Origin of the sequence: Peribacillus sp. Aquil_B1, from assembly GCF_022603275.1 — a bacterium.
Taxonomy (GTDB): Bacteria; Bacillota; Bacilli; order Bacillales; family DSM-1321; genus Peribacillus.
Genome location: NZ_JAKXEE010000003.1, coordinates 455,486 through 471,754, shown reverse-complemented (window position 1 = coordinate 471,754; position 16,269 = coordinate 455,486). Strand labels below are relative to the sequence as shown.

Annotated in this window: 19 protein-coding genes and 1 riboswitch; all 19 genes read left to right on the top strand. The window is 44.4% G+C overall.

The genetic code is table 11. From position 1 onward, the window contains the following. Positions 1–10 precede the first annotated feature (10 nt). Positions 11–185, top strand: a riboswitch (cobalamin riboswitch). Positions 186–344: 159 nt separating this feature from the next. The 19 genes from MPH60_RS20425 (at position 345) to MPH60_RS20340 (ending at position 16,111) form a co-directional block, all read left to right on the top strand. Beyond that, positions 345–1,316 (top strand): ABC transporter substrate-binding protein, encoded by a 972-nt coding sequence (locus MPH60_RS20425; RefSeq protein ID WP_405390513.1) that lies wholly within the window; start codon positions 345–347, stop codon positions 1,314–1,316. Beyond that, positions 1,279–2,334: a FecCD family ABC transporter permease gene (locus tag MPH60_RS20420; protein WP_241589561.1), complete on the top strand. Its 1,056-nt coding sequence runs from the start codon at positions 1,279–1,281 to the stop codon at positions 2,332–2,334. Before MPH60_RS20425 ends, MPH60_RS20420 begins: the two co-directional genes overlap by 38 nt. Before the next feature lie 6 nt (positions 2,335–2,340). Next, positions 2,341–3,813 carry a heme ABC transporter ATP-binding protein gene (locus tag MPH60_RS20415; RefSeq protein WP_241589562.1) on the top strand — a complete coding sequence of 491 codons (1,473 nt, stop codon included), beginning with the start codon at positions 2,341–2,343 and terminating at the stop codon, positions 3,811–3,813. Then, positions 3,810–4,775, top strand: coding sequence for an adenosylcobinamide-phosphate synthase CbiB (gene cbiB / locus MPH60_RS20410; protein ID WP_241589563.1), 966 nt, complete (start codon positions 3,810–3,812; stop codon positions 4,773–4,775). Before MPH60_RS20415 ends, cbiB begins: the two co-directional genes overlap by 4 nt. Further along, positions 4,750–5,823 (top strand): threonine-phosphate decarboxylase CobD, encoded by a 1,074-nt coding sequence (cobD, locus tag MPH60_RS20405; protein ID WP_241589564.1) that lies wholly within the window; start codon positions 4,750–4,752, stop codon positions 5,821–5,823. Before cbiB ends, cobD begins: the two co-directional genes overlap by 26 nt. After that, a complete protein-coding gene (locus tag MPH60_RS20400) occupies positions 5,796–6,371 on the top strand; it encodes a bifunctional adenosylcobinamide kinase/adenosylcobinamide-phosphate guanylyltransferase (protein WP_241589566.1) in 576 nt (191 codons plus the stop codon). The genes cobD and MPH60_RS20400 overlap by 28 nt, the downstream gene beginning before the upstream one ends. After that, positions 6,368–7,159 carry an adenosylcobinamide-GDP ribazoletransferase gene (gene cobS, locus MPH60_RS20395; protein ID WP_241589567.1) on the top strand — a complete coding sequence of 264 codons (792 nt, stop codon included), beginning with the start codon at positions 6,368–6,370 and terminating at the stop codon, positions 7,157–7,159. Before MPH60_RS20400 ends, cobS begins: the two co-directional genes overlap by 4 nt. Then, complete coding sequence (locus tag MPH60_RS20390) at positions 7,117–7,734, top strand: histidine phosphatase family protein (protein ID WP_241589568.1); 618 nt, start codon at positions 7,117–7,119, stop codon at positions 7,732–7,734. Before cobS ends, MPH60_RS20390 begins: the two co-directional genes overlap by 43 nt. Beyond that, entirely contained in the window at positions 7,650–8,114 is a 465-nt protein-coding gene (locus tag MPH60_RS20385) for a bifunctional adenosylcobinamide kinase/adenosylcobinamide-phosphate guanylyltransferase (protein ID WP_241615860.1), read from the top strand. The genes MPH60_RS20390 and MPH60_RS20385 overlap by 85 nt, the downstream gene beginning before the upstream one ends. Before the next feature lie 14 nt (positions 8,115–8,128). Next, positions 8,129–8,713 (top strand): cob(I)yrinic acid a,c-diamide adenosyltransferase, encoded by a 585-nt coding sequence (locus MPH60_RS20380; RefSeq protein ID WP_241589569.1) that lies wholly within the window; start codon positions 8,129–8,131, stop codon positions 8,711–8,713. A 2-nt stretch (positions 8,714–8,715) separates the two neighbouring features. Further along, entirely contained in the window at positions 8,716–9,210 is a 495-nt protein-coding gene (locus MPH60_RS20375) for an ECF transporter S component (protein ID WP_241589571.1), read from the top strand. Next, a complete protein-coding gene (locus tag MPH60_RS20370; RefSeq protein WP_241589572.1) occupies positions 9,207–9,905 on the top strand; it encodes an ATP-binding protein in 699 nt (232 codons plus the stop codon). The genes MPH60_RS20375 and MPH60_RS20370 overlap by 4 nt, the downstream gene beginning before the upstream one ends. A 135-nt stretch (positions 9,906–10,040) precedes the next feature. After that, positions 10,041–10,157: a GntT/GntP/DsdX family permease gene (locus tag MPH60_RS27990; RefSeq protein ID WP_405390657.1), complete on the top strand. Its 117-nt coding sequence runs from the start codon at positions 10,041–10,043 to the stop codon at positions 10,155–10,157. A 39-nt stretch (positions 10,158–10,196) separates the two neighbouring features. After that, positions 10,197–10,508: a GntP family permease gene (locus MPH60_RS20365; protein WP_241589573.1), complete on the top strand. Its 312-nt coding sequence runs from the start codon at positions 10,197–10,199 to the stop codon at positions 10,506–10,508. A 124-nt stretch (positions 10,509–10,632) separates the two neighbouring features. Beyond that, the gene (gntK, locus tag MPH60_RS20360; RefSeq protein WP_241589574.1) at positions 10,633–12,177 is read left to right on the top strand and encodes a gluconokinase; all 1,545 of its coding nucleotides are present in this window, start codon (positions 10,633–10,635) and stop codon (positions 12,175–12,177) included. A 97-nt stretch (positions 12,178–12,274) separates the two neighbouring features. Further along, on the top strand, positions 12,275–12,751 hold the full coding sequence (gene ybaK, locus MPH60_RS20355) for a Cys-tRNA(Pro) deacylase (RefSeq protein WP_101223884.1): 477 nt from the start codon (positions 12,275–12,277) through the stop codon (positions 12,749–12,751). 92 nt (positions 12,752–12,843) lie between these two features. Then, positions 12,844–13,962: a PRK06851 family protein gene (locus MPH60_RS20350; RefSeq protein ID WP_241589575.1), complete on the top strand. Its 1,119-nt coding sequence runs from the start codon at positions 12,844–12,846 to the stop codon at positions 13,960–13,962. Positions 13,963–14,128: 166 nt separating this feature from the next. After that, positions 14,129–14,995, top strand: coding sequence for a Cof-type HAD-IIB family hydrolase (locus MPH60_RS20345; RefSeq protein WP_241589576.1), 867 nt, complete (start codon positions 14,129–14,131; stop codon positions 14,993–14,995). A 27-nt stretch (positions 14,996–15,022) separates the two neighbouring features. Continuing rightward, positions 15,023–16,111, top strand: coding sequence for a PQQ-dependent sugar dehydrogenase (locus MPH60_RS20340; RefSeq protein WP_241589577.1), 1,089 nt, complete (start codon positions 15,023–15,025; stop codon positions 16,109–16,111). Positions 16,112–16,269: the final 158 nt, after the last annotated feature.

The window sequence follows — 16,269 nt, the reverse complement described above, 5'->3', positions numbered from 1 at the left end:
GTGAAAATTATATACATATGAACGATTTGGTGTCGTAATGACTTAAAAGGGAAGCTGGTGAAATGCCAGCGCGGTCCCGCCACTGTATATGGGAGCTGACGGCTGTGTACCACTGTATGAGATATGGGAAGGTGCCGTTGACGATGACCATGAGCCAGGAGACCTGCCAAAATTCGTACACCTGTAACCTACGCGGATGGGAAGGTGTGTGGCAGACCATAAGAAGTCCGTAATGATATTGTTGCCATACAAGCACCTTCCGTTTAACGGGAGGTGCTTTTTGTTTTGGGGGCATCTTCCGAGATTATTAGGTGGAAAGAAATTAAATAAAAAGATTGTGGGGAATGAAAATGAAGAAAATTTTTGGTCTGATACTGTTGATGTTGCTTGTTGCAGGCATGATGGTCGGCTGCAGTGACACTACTGATGAAGGAAAAGAAAAGCAGCAAACGAATCATGCTCAACACGAAGCTTTCCCGATTACGATTAAAGATGCAACTGGGGAAAAAGTAACGATAGAACAAAAACCGAAGAAAATCGTTTCATTGATACCAAGTAATACGGAAGTGGTCTTTGCACTTGGTTTGGGTAAAAAGGTCATTGGTGTTTCCGACAATGATAATTACCCGGAAGAAACGAAAGATATAGAAAAAGTCGGCGGAATGGAAATGAACACGGAGCTGATTGTCTCCATGAAGCCTGACCTTGTTCTTGCCCATGCATCAAGTGCCCATAATTCGAATGAGGGTTTACAGCAGCTTAAGGATGCTGGAATAGATGTCCTCGTAGTCAATGATGCACAAAGCTTTGACCAAGTCTATGAGTCTATTGAAATGATTGGAAAGGCAACGGGTGAACATGATAAGGCAAACGAAATCGTTTCCGATATGAAAACGAAGCTCAAGGATATCGAGGAAAAAGCCAAATCCGTAAAGGAAGAGGATAGGAAGACTGTTTTAGTGGAAGTTTCGCCGTCACCGGAAATATACACACCGGGAAAAAATACGTTCATGAATGAGATGCTTCAAATTATTTCAGCGGATAATGCTGCTGCTGATTTGGACGGTTGGGCAAAAATTGATGAAGAGTCGATGATTGCTGCAAATCCGGATGTCATCATTACAACATATGGTTATTATACGAAAGACGCAGTAAGTGAAGTGAAGGGCCGAAAAGGATGGCAAGATGTAAATGCCATTAAGAATGGCCAAGTCTTTGATGTCCATTCAGACTTGGTGACCCGTTCAGGTCCACGCTTGATAGAGGGAGTAGAGGAACTTGCCAAAAAAGTCTATCCGAACCTATTTGACAACTAAATGGACGGTTGCTTATTTGATTGCGTTGTTAATTTTGTTATTCGCAATGACGATAGGCATTTCCTTTGGTTCGGTGTCAGTACCGATTCCCGTACTTTTACAAATAATCGGCAAGGAGATCTTTCATTTGCCGATTTCTGCTGATCCGGATGTGATGCTGACGAATATCGTGATGAACATCCGCTTGCCGCGTGTGTTGCTTGCGGGTTTGGTCGGGGCATCGCTTGCGATTGCGGGCGCGGCATTTCAGGGGCTGCTCCGGAACCCGCTCGCTGATCCTTACACATTAGGCATTTCATCAGGAGCATCGGTCGGCGCCGTATTGACAATATTCTTGAATATATCACTGCCGTTCATCGGTTTATACACTCTTCCGGCATTGAGCATCTTATGCTCGGTGCTCACGATGCTCTGCGTATTGACTTTTGCAAAAAAAATGGATCGATCCATGAAAGTGGAAACGATCATTTTAACGGGAATCATTTTCAGCTCGTTTTTAAGTGCATTCATTTCATTGATGATTGCGCTGACGGGTGATGAATTAAGACAAATCATCGGCTGGCTGATGGGAAGCGTTTCAATGCGCGGATGGAATTATATTGCTATCATTTTGCCGTTTTTTATTCTTGGTTCGTTGATCTTGATCATGAATACAAGCGAATTGAATGCGATGACTTTCGGGGAAGACCGGGCAAAACACTTAGGTGTGAATGTTAAGCGGCGGAAAATGTGGATCTTGATAGCCGGTTCGACTTTGACAGGGGCAGCGGTTGCCGTTTCAGGGGCGATTGGCTTTGTAGGATTGGTCATTCCTCATTTTGTCCGAAAGTTATGGGGACCTGACCATAAACATTTGCTACCGCTGTCATTGCTGATAGGAAGCGGATTTCTAATTTTGGCTGACTTTGTAGCACGGACGGTCATTGCCCCATCGGAACTGCCGATCGGGGTGATCACCTCACTTATCGGGGCACCTGCATTTGCGCTGATTTTATTAAAGAGACGGAGAGAAGGGTAAAAACGAATGCTTGAAGTTAAAGGGTTAACAGGTGGGTATGACAACAAAGCTGTTTTGGACTCTGTCTCTTTTGATGTACATAAAGGAGAATTATTCGGGATTCTTGGTCCTAATGGCAGCGGAAAAACCACGCTTTTAGGTATGCTTAGCGGGGTGCTCGATTATAAGGGCGGAAGCGTACGGATAAGAGGGAGGGATTTGAAGGAGTATTCGTCAAAACAACTTGCACAGGTCATTGCTGTGCTCCCTCAACATTCCTCATTAGCTTTCTCCTATACAGTAAAAGAGACGGTCTCACTTGGGCGATATGCTCATCAATCAGGTTGGTTCCATAGTTGGTCCGCAGAAGATGAAGCGATTGTCCAACGGGTTATGGAACAAACGGGCGTAGCCGATTTTCAGGATCTGCATTTTGAACGATTATCAGGAGGGGAGAGGCAGCGGGTCCTGCTGGCACAGGCACTTGCCCAAGAGCCTGAAATCCTTTTTTTGGATGAACCTACGAATCACTTGGATCTTTCCTATCAAAAAGACCTTCTTGATTTAATGAGGAAAATGGCAAAAGAGCAGAATTTGACCGTTATTTCAATTTTCCATGACCTGAATTTGGCTGGGTTATATTGTGATCGGCTGATGTTGCTTGAGAAAGGGAAAATTCAGGTTGTTGATGTGCCGAATGAAGTGCTCCAGCAGGAACGGATTCAGGGTGTATATCATACGACGATCGAAAAACATCCACATCCCGCCCTTCCGAAACCGCAGATGTTCATCGTTCCGGAAAAGCATGTCCATGATACTATCTCATTGGAAATCGATGAATCTTATCTGACAGTCGGACCTGAGATGATTCAATTGGATTCTCCGATCCCGCTTAGAACGATGTCTTCCGGAGTGACTGGTTCGGGGACGGGCTGGCATAAACATTTTGTGAATAGGCACGTCCATCATGGCTATGATTGCGAGGATCATCATGTTGAAATGGCCGATTATTTAAGAACTCATGGTTTTGAACCTCAGGAGACGGTAGGGATGATGACAGCTGTCTTTCTCGATACGGTTGCTTTCAAGCTTTTAAGAGCTGAAGATTTCTCTGTTTTCATTATCGTGACGGCTGGTGTAGGGAATGCCATCGACGCTTCTTTAGCTGACCGGCATTCTTGGAGTTCCGCTCCGGGAACGATCAATACATGGATATTCGTAAATGGACATTTGGCAGAAGAGGCTTTCATTCACAGTATCGTTACTGCGACCGAGGCAAAAGTAAAAGCGCTTCATGATTTGCATGTACTGGATCGGGTGACAAATACATGTGCAACAGGAACATCGACTGACAGCATTTTGATTGCGGCTGCTCAAAGAGGGGCAAAGCTTCAATATGCAGGCACCATCACTCCGTTAGGGAAGCTGATCAGTCGCGGCGTATATGATTGTACAGTGGAAGCATTAAAGAATAATCGGAAACGGATTGAGGATTTATGATCTATCATCATCTTTTTGCGGTTACGCTGGCATTTTTCCTTGATCTATTAATCGGTGATCCGCCAAATTGGCCGCATCCGGTCAAATGGATAGGAACGATGATAAGCAAGCTGGATCTGGCATTCAATAGAGGGGCATATAAGAAACGGAATGGACTCTTCATGCTGATCATCGTCTTATCGGCGGTGTTATTGATTACGGGTCTTACCGTCTATTTGGCTTATCTAATCCATCCGCTTGCAGGTATCCTTTGGGAAGCTGCTGTCATTTCTACTACGATAGCTCAGAAGGGCTTGAAGCAAGCTGGGATGGATGTTTGCCTTCCGCTTAATGAACGCGATTTTCCTGAAGCGAGGCTAAAGCTTTCCTATATCGTGGGCCGTGATACGGCGGATCTTGATGAATCCGAAATCGTCAGGGGCACCGTGGAAACTGTAGCGGAAAATACCAGTGATGGGATTACGGCCCCCATGTTTTGGGCAGCTATTGGCGGTGCGCCGCTCGCTATGGTGTACAGGGCAATTAATACATGCGATTCCATGGTAGGGTACAAAAATGACAAATATGGGAAATTCGGCTGGGCTTCAGCCAAGCTCGATGATATTGTGAATTGGATTCCCAGCCGCCTCACCGGTTACCTGATGTTACTGAGCTCAAAATCCCGCTATCATGGATTTGGTTCCAGATGGAAAATATTATTCAATGACGCAAAAAAACATCCAAGCCCGAATAGCGGGTGGTGTGAAGCAGGCGTTGCTGCGATTTTGGGAATACAGCTTGGAGGCCGTAATATGTACAAAGGAATTGTTTCCGACCGTGCGAGGATGGGAGTTCCGCTTGTTCGATTGGAAGCAAAACATATACCAAAAACGATTACCATCATGCATCGGTCATCTTTTCTATTTCTGCTGATGCTATGGCTAGGGGGGCTTATACTTGACATTACCTTCTCATGGCTCTAATCCTCATTATCTTTATGAAGCGCTGAAAATCAAGATGCCTGAAGCGGTTCTCGACTTCAGTGCTAACATCAACCCATTGGGTCCGCCTTCACGCATAAAGGAACAGTGGTCTGGGTTTTTCGAAGGAATCCTTCAGTACCCAGATCCGCATGCCATTGAACTGACAAAATCCATTGCAAAAAAAGAAGCTCTTCCTGAGCAATCCGTTTTGGTGGGGAACGGTGGTGCTGAAATAATTATGCTGATAGCGAACGGATTAGCCAATCAAAGGGTGCTGATCATTCAGCCGGCATTTGCGGAATATGCTGAAGCTTGTTTGGCAGCAGGATGTAAGGTTGATTTTCACCAGCTTGATGCTCCTGAGTGGCAATTGGACTTGGAGCGATTGATTCCGCGATTACCCGAATATGATGCAATTTTCTTATGTACGCCTAATAATCCGACGGGTGTTTCATTTAATCGGGATGCAGTCAGGGAATTGATCATGGAATGCCAAAAAGCGGATTGCCTGGTAGTCTTGGATGAGGCTTTTTATGATTTTACGGAAGATGCCTTTAGTTATGCTTCTTTAATCCATGTATTTCCACATTTACTCATTCTTAGATCAATGACTAAAATCTTTGCAATCCCGGGTTTGAGACTAGGCTACTTGCTTGCGGCACCTGACATCATAAAACGGGTAAGAAACTATAAGCCGCATTGGAGCGTCAACCACGTGGCGCTTGAAGTGGGGAAAATCTGTCTTGCGGAAGAAGCCTATATGAGAAAAACAAGAGACTATATTGCATGGCAAAAGCAAAAACTATTCCGGTTTTATGAGGAGCAAGGGTTGAATGTCTCCGCTAGCACAGTTAATTTCTATTTGGTGAAGGATGAATCTCTCTCCCTTTTCCCCTTTTTGCTAAAAAAAGGAATCGTACCGCGCCATACCTATAATTTTCCGGGTTTGGACGGAGTGTGGCTTCGGTTTGCAGTGAAGGGTGAACATGATAACGAAGCACTGATGGAGGGGGTAAGACAGTGGAGAAAGCAAGGCTCTGTTTTATAACCGGGGGTGTCCGTTCAGGAAAAAGCAGCTTTGCAGAAAGAAAAGCACTGGAGTTTGCGCTCCAAACGAATGGGAACTTGCATTACCTCGCCTGCGGCCGTGTCAGTGATGTTGAAATGGGTGAACGCATCCTTAGGCATCGTAAAGATAGAGAAAGCAGCCCGATTGCTTGGAAGACCTCTGAATACGCAACGGATATTACAAGAATAGGGGCTGACATTGATCATGAATCCATCATTCTGCTTGATTGTCTGACAACCCTGCTTGATAACGAGCTATTTGGCCCTGGCATTCCGCTTGAAGAAGAATTCTTAAATAGTGTTTTTTCAAAAATAATAACCGGGATCAATGAGATAAGAAAACAATCCAGCTGTTTAATAGTCGTGAGCAATGAATTGGTACAGGAACCGATTTTCCAGGATGATTTCCTCCATATATACGGAAAAACACTGGGCCTGCTTCATCAAACGATCGTCAGGCAGGCCGATGAAGCCTATCAAGTGGAAGCGGGAATTCCATTGCGGAAGAAAGGGTGCATGGAGGAATGAGCGGAGTGATCGGATTTTTAATTAACCTGCAGTTCTTTACGGTCTTTCCAATAAAGAAGCAGCTTCCGATGGAGAAGAAATATATTCACCGTGCCATTCAGACCTTTCCATTAGTAGGTCTTTTGCTAGGCTTGATATTGGGCGGCGTTTTATATGCACTAGTGGAATGGACCCCATTGTCATCGCTTGCGATTGCCTTTTTCCTTTGGTTTTTAACGATGGCGTTAACGGGTGGTTTGCATCTTGATGGCTGGATTGATGCAAGTGATGCTTTTTTTTCCTATCAGGATAAGAATAGGCGTTTGGAAATCATGAAGGATTCCAGGACAGGTGCATTCGGTGTCATTTCCGTCATAGTCCTGTTGGCTGCCCGGTTTCTATTTATCTATGAAATTGTCCAAATGGTAAATGAATGGACATACTTCTTGATCATAGCCCTTCCGCTCTTAAGCAAATGTGTGATGGGTTATTTACTCATCCGGATGCCGCTCGCTAAAAAAGAGGGGCTCGGTGCTTTTTTTCAAAGTGCAGTAACGAAAAGCAGTTTGCCCATTTATTGGCTGTACATCCTTGTAAGTCTGGCGTTTGCCTGGGTCATCGATTTTAAGCTTGTCACCTTATTTTTCGTCATGTGTCTGGCTGCGGTGTTTTTCCTGGTTTATATAAAACGTAAAATCGTCAGTTGGTTCGGTGGGATAACGGGGGATGTACTGGGGGCATCCGTGGAAGGGGTTGAGCTTTGGTTATGGCTGATATTGTGGCTATTACACTACTTCGCCATGGGCTGACAGTGGCAAATGAACGAAAGGCCTATTTAGGCTGGACGGATTCTCCATTAAGTATCGAAGGAGAAAAGGAAATACTGGACTTAAGGGGTTCTTACCCACAGTATGAAAAAATTCACAGCAGTGATTTGCCCCGCTGTGTGGAAACTGTACGACTTCTGTTTCCGAATGCAGTTCCGGTCAAAAACGCTTCGTTCCGTGAGATGAACTTCGGCAATTGGGAAGGGCGGACGTATCATGAGTTGAAGACAGATGGAGATTATCTTAATTGGCTGGAACGTCCCATGGAGGCACTGGTGCCTGGGGGTGAAAGTTATCCGGCATTTTCCGAACGTGTGAATAATGGCTGGAAACAATTGATTGCCTGTAAGGAGAACCGATTTGCCCTAATGACGCATGGAGGGGTAATTCGTGATTTATTGGTCCGCTATGCCCCGCGGGAAAAGTCTTTTTTTGATTGGGGAATTTCCCATGGCAGGGGATATGAGCTGATATGGGAAGACCGGAACAGCATAAGGAGGGGAGAACGCTGCACTTTGTTACAGGAGGCGCCTATAATGGCAAAACCAAATGGGTAAAGCAATTGTATGGTATGGAAAATGATGTCCTTTGGCTTTCCGGTTATCGAAAAGAACAGCCGGAATTGATTGATTTCCAAGGCAGGACAGTTGTATTGCAAGGGTTGGACGCATGGATTCAACAAGATGCAGAAAAGATGGATTCAGACTCGATTCGAAAAAGATGGAAGGAAATCATGGCTGATTGGCGAATATGGGAGAATGAAAGAGATGAACACAATTGCATTGTGATCGGTTCTGATATTTCCAAAGGCATTGTCCCGATCGAAGCAAAAGATCGCAGATGGCGCGATGCCTGCGGATGGGTCTTTCAAGATGTAGCATCCATATCAAAGCGAGTTGATATCATCTGGTATGGAATTAACCAGCGAATAAAGTAGAGGAGGCAATTGGGATGAAAATCTATACACGTACAGGGGATAAGGGACAAACAAGCGTAATCGGAGGCCGGCTTGATAAGGATGACATCCGTGTTGAATCATATGGAACGGTGGATGAAGTGAATAGCTATATCGGTCTTGCGGTGACTGAATTGGATCCTGCGATATTTACGGATATACTGGCCGATCTAGAGAAAATCCAGCATGAGTTATTTGACTGCGGCGGAGATTTGGCAACCGTTTCCGAGAAAGCCCCACAAAAGCTGACGGATGAGGCCATTACCTATTTGGAAGAACGAATAGATGCCTTCATACTTGAAGCGCCGGAACTGGAAAAGTTCATCCTGCCTGGCGGCTCAAAAGCGGCTGCAACCATTCATATTGCCAGAACCGTTACAAGAAGGGCAGAACGATTGGTCGTTTCATTGATCAAGTCGGGTGCGGCTGTTTCACCATTATCACTTCAATACTTAAATCGTTTGTCGGATTACTTCTTTGCTGTTGCACGTGTGATCAATTTCCGTCTTGGAGTGAAAGATGTGGAATATATCCGCAGCGCAAATGTATTCCGTGGAGGGAAAAGAAAGGAAAAAGAGTAAACATGGACGTAAGAAAAATTAGTGCAATCGCTATATTCATTGCCTTATCGGCGGTAGGGGCAATGATTAAAATCCCTTCCCCGATCGGGAGCATCGCATTGGATAGCTTTCCGGCCCTTTTGGCGGCTGTCATACTTGGCCCGGTTTCGGGGGCTATAGTAGCTGGGCTTGGCCATATCATTTCAGCGTTCATCGGCGGCATGCCGCTTGGGCCATTCCACTTTTTGATCATGGTCGAAATGGCAGTCTTGGCATGGATGTTTGGCATTTTATATATACACGGAAAAAAAGTAGGCGCATTTTTCCTCTTCTTTATCGGTAATGCCTTCGTTTTAGCCCTGCCTTTCGCATTTCTGATCAGCCCTGGTTTTTACACATTATTGGTGCCGGGATTAACGGCAGCGACGGCGGTAAATGTAGTTTTGGCTGCCCTTTTACTGCCACGCTTGGAGCCTGTTTTGAAAAAAATGATTTTTAAAGATGGACTCGTAGAATGAGTGATTCGTTGATTTTGCCATTTTCCGAATCAGATTCATTGATTGTTTCTAGTGATAATAGCGGCGGTATCGGGCTGAAGGAGATGGACCTCGTCCATGTTCCTTATGAGGTCGTTGGCTATTATTCCTTTCGGGTTGCCGTCATGGAGTGTTTAAGCATTGGCGGAAGACCCGTATCCGTCGTTCTAAATAATTTCTGCGGTGATGAAGCCTGGGAAAACTTGACCAGGGGTGTCAAAAAGGGGCTGGGTGAATTGGGAATGGAGGACCTTCCCATTACTGGCAGCACAGAAAGTAACATGCCGCTTCTTCAATCAGCACTTGGTCTTATGGTGATTGGTAAGCGATTGAATGAACGTGTTAAAAAGCAGCATCCTTCACGGAAAATCGCTTTGATCGGCAGGCCGCTCGTCGGAGAAGAAGTAATGGAACAGCAAGATTGGGTCGCGCCATTATCTTTATATAAAAGCCTATGTGAAATGGAAGACGTTCAGGCACTTCCAATCGGCTCAAAAGGGATAGCATATGAATGGAAGCACCTCGATCAAAGTGGTGAAGGTGTTTCTGTGCATATAAGTGATAAAGTCGATATCGAAAAATCATCAGGACCATCCACCTGCTTCCTCATTGCCTATCCTGAACATCTGGAGAAAGAAATCAAGCATATATCCGGTCCTCTTTTCATTGGAGAATGATTCCCATGACTGAATCAGGTATCGAGTTGGGTTCACAAAGGAACTGATTCGATGCTTTTTTCATTTAATCTTACTTTTATTGTTTGTTAGCCATAACAATGGTTTGCTCTTGATCGTTATCATAGCCAAAGCAAAATCTCCCCATTTATTGGGTTACTTTATGCTTCCGTCATTTTAGCGATTATCGCAGGTATGGATATTCCGGATGTTGCAGATGCTGTTCAGATAGGGGGAGGTAATACTCTTAGTTAGATGGCACTCATTTTCGGTTTAATAACATTTCGTGGGAAGATGATGGCAATACCGGTCTTATTATTGTTGATCGAGGCTTTCGGTGCTTTGTTTGCTGAAGATTCAACATGTAATGATTGGAATGCCTTCATTGGAAAACCAATCATCGCCCTAATGATTTCTGTGGTCGTTTCATTCTTTACATTAGGATGCGCTAGAGGTTTTAATAAAGAAGAAATAAACCAATTCATGCCCGTCTGCCTCGTCGCAACTGCCTCCATCATCTTGATTACCGAGGCGTGCGGTGAATTTCAAATGGTATTGATCACAAACGGGGTGGATGAAGCCGTTGCTTATAATCCATGTCGCTAAAGATTTAATTTAACAGTCGCACAAACGTTATTGTCTTGAACGGTTATGGAAATGATTATATCAGTCGTTATCCTAATCTTACTATTGAATTCAATTGTTTAAGAGGAAGGAGCATGATGTATATATGGAACATTCAGGTTATATGATGGGGATCGATATTGGCACGACGAGTACGAAGGTTGTTCTTTTTTCAAAAAGGGGGGAGGTTGTCCAATCTTGTTCAAGGGGATATCCTCTGCACAGTCCAACTCCTTCCGTGGCGGAACAGGATCCCGAAGAAATCTATAAAGCGGTCATCATTGCTATAGGCGAGGTTATGATTGCAAGCGGAATAGAAAAGCAAGAACTGGGCTTCATATCGTTCAGTTCGGCGATGCATAGCTTGATCGCCATGGGTAAAGACGGCAGCCCGCTGACAAATAGCATTACATGGGCGGATAATCGAAGTGTTGCCTATGCGAAGAAACTGAAGGCTTCGGAACAGGGGATGCAATTGTATCACAGGACCGGAACACCCATTCACCCGATGTCCCCAATCACGAAAGTAATGTGGTTAAAAAATGAGCATCCCGGGATTTTTAACGAAACGGACAAATTTATAGGAATTAAAGAATACATCATCTATAAATTTTTCAATGAGTATGTGATGGATTATTCACTCGCTTCTGCAACGGGCATGTTCAACATGAATGACCTGAAGTGGGATGAAGAGGCACTCACCATTGCTGGAATTGGGGCTGATAAGCTGCCGATGCTTGTCCCTACAACGCATATCCTCTCAGGATTAAGTGAGGAATTAGCTGCAAAAATGAACATTCAGGCTCGTACCCCGTTTGTGATTGGCGCGAGTGATGGTGTGCTTGCCAACTTAGGGCAAAACGCAATCAAGCCAGGCGTTCTGGCAGTGACAATCGGAACGAGCGGTGCGGTAAGAACCGTCAGTGACCGGCCGCTTACCGATCCGAAAGGCAGGACATTCTGCTATGCCCTTACTGAGAATCACTGGGTAATCGGCGGACCGGTCAACAATGGGGGAATCACCTTCCGATGGGCACGCGATCAGTTGGGCCGTGTGGAAATCGAAAAAGCGAAGGCTTCGGGACAGGACTCCTATGAGATCCTGACGGATATGGCTTCAAATATTGCACCTGGTTCTGATGGTTTGATATTCCACCCGTATATGGCAGGGGAACGGGCACCATTATGGAGTGCCGATGCAAGGGGCTCCTTCTTCGGACTGGCGCTTCATCACACTCGTGACCATATGGTCCGGGCAGTGCTGGAGGGCGTGATGTATAACTTGTACAGTGTCCTTCTTGCTGTTAAGGAATTGACGGGTGCTCCCGAGAAGATTCATGCAAGCGGCGGATTTGTCCGCTCAAAGCTCTGGCGCCAGATCATGGCTGATATATTCAATCAAAACGTGACAATTCCTGAAAGCTTCGAGAGTTCAAGCTTAGGTGCGGCCGTTCTTGGATTATACGCTTTAGGCGAAATCCAAAGCCTTGATGAGGTTGAAGGTATGGTTGGTGAAACGAATGAACTTATCCCGATCGAAGAGAACGTTAAAGTATATGAAGAATTAATGTCGATTTATTTATCCGTGAGCAGGCAATTGGAAGGCGACTACAAGAGAATTGCTGATTTCCAAAGACGTCATTTAGAATGATTTTCAGGGAAAGCACAGATGCATTTGGCACTGTGCTTTTCTTTTTGCCTGGTAATTAAAATGGTAAGATGGTAGAAAACGATAAGGGGAATTTTCTATGGGAGCCAGTAAAACGAATGCAATGCGAATTCTTGATAACAAACGTATAGAGTATGGCATGATGAGTTATGATGCCCGCGACGGAAAAATCGATGGGATCACTGTTGCGGACAAAATTGGAAAAGCGCCAGAAACCGTTTTTAAAACGCTTGTTACCCATAACGGACCGCAGCAGCTTTACGTATTTGTCATTCCTGTAGCCACCGAACTGGACTTGAAAAAAGCAGCGAAGGCCGCAGGTGCAAAAAAGATTGAAATGCTTGCGGTTAAAGATCTGCAAAAATACACAGGGTACATTCGGGGAGGCTGTTCCCCGATCGGGATGAAAAAGCAATACCCGACATTTATCGATGAAAGCGCAGCAAACCTGCCTGAAATCATCGTAAGCGGGGGGAAAATCGGGACACAAATCGTGTTAAAACCGTCAGAATTCCTGGAGGTCACACAAGCGGAATCCGCAGCCCTAATAAAATAGCCTGTTAACCACCTTTAGGCATTCACCTATTAGTTCTTTTCTGCATACGCTGTCTTGAAGATCACATCTGTATTGTGAGGGAGAGTGTGAAAGTGACAGGAAAAGTGATGCATTATTTCGCAGGAGGCAATACGGCTAAAGGTTTTTATAGTTTATATGATTCCAATTTGGCAGGTCTGGAAAGATTATTCATATTAAAAGGCGGACCTGGTTCCGGTAAATCGACCATTATGAAAAAAATCGGCCAGGAATGGCTGGATAAAGACTATGACATCGAGTATTTACATTGTTCGTCCGATAATGATTCCATCGATGGAGTGATCATTCCCGCTTTGAAAATCGGACTCGTGGATGGGACCGCGCCGCATGTGATTGAGCCGAAGGCACCTGGGGCCATTGAGGAATATGTCAATCTAGGGGCTGCCTGGAATTCCCAGCAGCTGGCTTCTGAAAGAGCGGCCATCATAAGATTGACGAATGCGAGAAGTAAGAGTTTCGAGAAGGCATATGCCCTATTCGCTGAAGCATTGAAGATACATGATGAATGGGAAGACATCTATAAAGCAAATATTGATTTCGCTAAATTGAATGGGTTGACCAATAAATTGATAGAAGGCTTTTATAGAGACATAACCCTTAATAAGAAGTCTGATGTTCGTCACCGTTTCTTAGGGGCAGCTACACCAAAAGGTGCAGTTGATTTCATCCCAAATATTACTGAAGGAATACAAAAACGGTACTTTTTAAAGGGGCGTCCAGGTTCCGGTAAATCAACGATGCTGAAGAAGATTGCAAAAGCTGCGGAGCAAAGAGGCTTTGATGTGGAAGTATATCATTGCGGATTCGATCCTTATAGCTTGGACATGGTAATCGTCCGGGAGGTAGGGATCGCCATATTTGACAGCACATCACCGCATGAATATTTCCCGAGTTGTGAAGGTGATGAAATCATAGATATATATAAAACGGCGATCCTGCCTGGAACAGATGAAATTTATGCCGATCAGATAAAGGATGTTTCCACCAGGTACCGGACAAAAATGAATGAAGCGACAGCAAGTCTGGCTAAGGCGAAAGAGCTGCATGACGAACTTGAAAAGATTTATGTAAAAGCAATGGACTTTACAGCCATCGATGACATTCAAAGAGACATCCAAGAACAGATCATTGAACGGGCACAAGATGTCGATAGCCAAACGATTTTGCATTAAGAAAATAAACTGCACCTATTTTAATTAGGTGCAGTTTATTTATGTACATAAGACGATTTTTTAATGACGGAAGTCACACAAGAATAGATACGGGTTTGTTAAACGTGTTTATCCACGTCCTTTCGGTTAAAATAGGGATTATATTGAAAAAAAGGAGCCGGTTGAATTGATAAAGACGATTGCGATTGATATGGACGGAACATTGTTAAACAAAATGCAAAAGGTCAGTGAGGAAAATAAACACGCTATCCAAAAGGCGCAAAGCGAGGGAGTGGAAGTGATCATTGCTACTGGAAGATCTTATGTGGAAGCAAGGTTCGCTTTAGATGAAGCAGGCATCGTTTGCCCTGTCATCTGTGTAAATGGTGCTGCCCTCTTCACGGAGGACGGAAATATTGCCGCTTCCAATCCAATGTCAGCTGCCACTGCTAAAATGGTTGCTGGATTCCTCGAAGAACAAGGGATTTATTTCGAAATATATACGAGTCAGGGAATTTATTCTAAAGACTATGAAAACGCAATATCTGTTTTGGTTGATGTATTCGTTACAGCCAATCCGGACATTGACCCTGAGAATATGCGGAAATTTGCGGAGCAGCGTTTACAGCTTGGACAGGTAACTTCCATTTCCGATTATTCCGAGTTATTCAGCCGTTCGAATGAGGAATATTTTAAAATTCTCAGCTTCTCAAAGGATTTAAATTTATTAAATGAAATTGCTTCGAAATTGAAAGGACAGGGAGTTACAGTCACTTCATCGGGACGTGAAAATGTGGAAATCATGAGTGAAACAGCTCAAAAAGGTACGGCACTTGAAACATATGTGATTGGAAAATCCGGCTCGATGCAGGAAACGATGGCTATTGGGGATAATTATAATGATGTATCCATGTTTGAACGGGTAGGTTTGTCTGTCGCTATGGGAAATGCCCCGCTCGAAATTAAAAGACTGTGTGATGAAGTAACAGGCAGAAATGATGAATCCGGTGTCGCGGAGGCCATTTTAAAGGTACTTAAACAGTCAGCCTATTAAACTCATGAATCGAAGGGGGAAAGACTTTTGAAAAAATTGCTCTTATTTTTCCTTATGACTGCATTGATTTTAACTGGCTGTAACATGAATGATGATGACAGTAAAACCGAGCCGAATCCTGACAAGGAAGTGACGGGCACTTTAGGCGAAGATCCGGATGTGCTGGTAACGAACCTGCATGCCCCATGGTCGATTCAGAAGAATGGGGACACCATGTATGTTTCGGAGCGGACGGGAACCATCGTCGAATGGGACAAGGATAAGATGACACGGCAAAAGGTCAATCTAAAAAAGACATTGTCATCTAAAGCGGAAGCGGGGTTGCTTGGATTTTTATTAGCTCCCGATTTTTCTAACAGTGGGCAAGCTTTCGCCTATTATACGTATGAAGAGGGGGGGAATTCCATCAATCGAATCGTCATTTTAGAGAAAAATGATGATGAGTGGCAGGAGATGGAGACCTTAATCGACGGAATACCAAGCGGGGACTTCCACCATGGCGGCAGGATCAAGATTGGTCCGGATGATAAGCTGTATGCAACGACAGGTGATGCAAGAAGGGCTGAGATCGCACAGGACACAGGTTCTTTAGGCGGGAAAATTCTGCGCATGAACCTGGATGGCACCATTCCGAACGATAATCCTTTCGCGAATTCATACATCTATTCATACGGTCACCGCAATCCACAAGGCCTTGCTTGGGATGAAGCAGGACAGTTGTATGAAAGTGAGCACGGAGATTCGGCTCACGATGAAATAAATAAAATGGATCCGGGTAAGAACTATGGATGGCCAGAGATACAGGGCGATGAGCAAAAAGCTGATATGGTAAAACCATTGATTCATTCCGGTGAAAATACATGGGCTCCTTCTGGCATGGCCTATTTTGACGGAAAGCTCTATTTTGCAGCCTTAAGGGGCGAAGCGCTTAAGAGTTATGATGTAAAAAGCGGAAAACTGACTAATATCATTACGGGCTCAGGAAGGATACGCGATGTATTAGTTGATGAAGAATTTCTTTATTTCATAAGCAACAATACGGACGGCCGAGGAAATCCTGATGAAAAGGATGATAAGCTTTATCGTTTGCCGCTATCTCGGTTAAATTTGCCTTGATGTTATCAATGAGAAGAAAAGAAGCATATAATCGGAAACCTCTCTAATAGCGGGGTTTCCTTTTTGGTTTATGCCCGTAAACTCACGAGTAAATGCCCCAAATTCACGAGTAAAAACGTGAAACTCACGAGTAAATATCCCAAATTCACGAGTAAAAG

What these genes read in the sequence shown, in the direction of transcription:
- MPH60_RS20425 (WP_405390513.1), top strand. Translation starts at nt 345, where the DNA reads ATGAAAATGAAGAAAATTTTTGGTCTGATACTGTTGATGTTGCTTGTT.
- MPH60_RS20390 (WP_241589568.1), top strand. Translation starts at nt 7,117, where the DNA reads ATGGCTGATATTGTGGCTATTACACTACTTCGCCATGGGCTGACAGTG.
- MPH60_RS20380 (WP_241589569.1), top strand. Translation starts at nt 8,129, where the DNA reads ATGAAAATCTATACACGTACAGGGGATAAGGGACAAACAAGCGTAATC.
- MPH60_RS20375 (WP_241589571.1), top strand. Translation starts at nt 8,716, where the DNA reads ATGGACGTAAGAAAAATTAGTGCAATCGCTATATTCATTGCCTTATCG.
- ybaK (WP_101223884.1), top strand. Translation starts at nt 12,275, where the DNA reads ATGGGAGCCAGTAAAACGAATGCAATGCGAATTCTTGATAACAAACGT.
- cobS (WP_241589567.1), top strand. Translation starts at nt 6,368, where the DNA reads ATGAGCGGAGTGATCGGATTTTTAATTAACCTGCAGTTCTTTACGGTC.
- MPH60_RS20385 (WP_241615860.1), top strand. Translation starts at nt 7,650, where the DNA reads ATGGGAAGACCGGAACAGCATAAGGAGGGGAGAACGCTGCACTTTGTT.
- MPH60_RS20370 (WP_241589572.1), top strand. Translation starts at nt 9,207, where the DNA reads ATGAGTGATTCGTTGATTTTGCCATTTTCCGAATCAGATTCATTGATT.
- MPH60_RS20365 (WP_241589573.1), top strand. Translation starts at nt 10,197, where the DNA reads ATGATGGCAATACCGGTCTTATTATTGTTGATCGAGGCTTTCGGTGCT.
- gntK (WP_241589574.1), top strand. Translation starts at nt 10,633, where the DNA reads ATGGAACATTCAGGTTATATGATGGGGATCGATATTGGCACGACGAGT.
- cbiB (WP_241589563.1), top strand. Translation starts at nt 3,810, where the DNA reads ATGATCTATCATCATCTTTTTGCGGTTACGCTGGCATTTTTCCTTGAT.
- MPH60_RS20415 (WP_241589562.1), top strand. Translation starts at nt 2,341, where the DNA reads ATGCTTGAAGTTAAAGGGTTAACAGGTGGGTATGACAACAAAGCTGTT.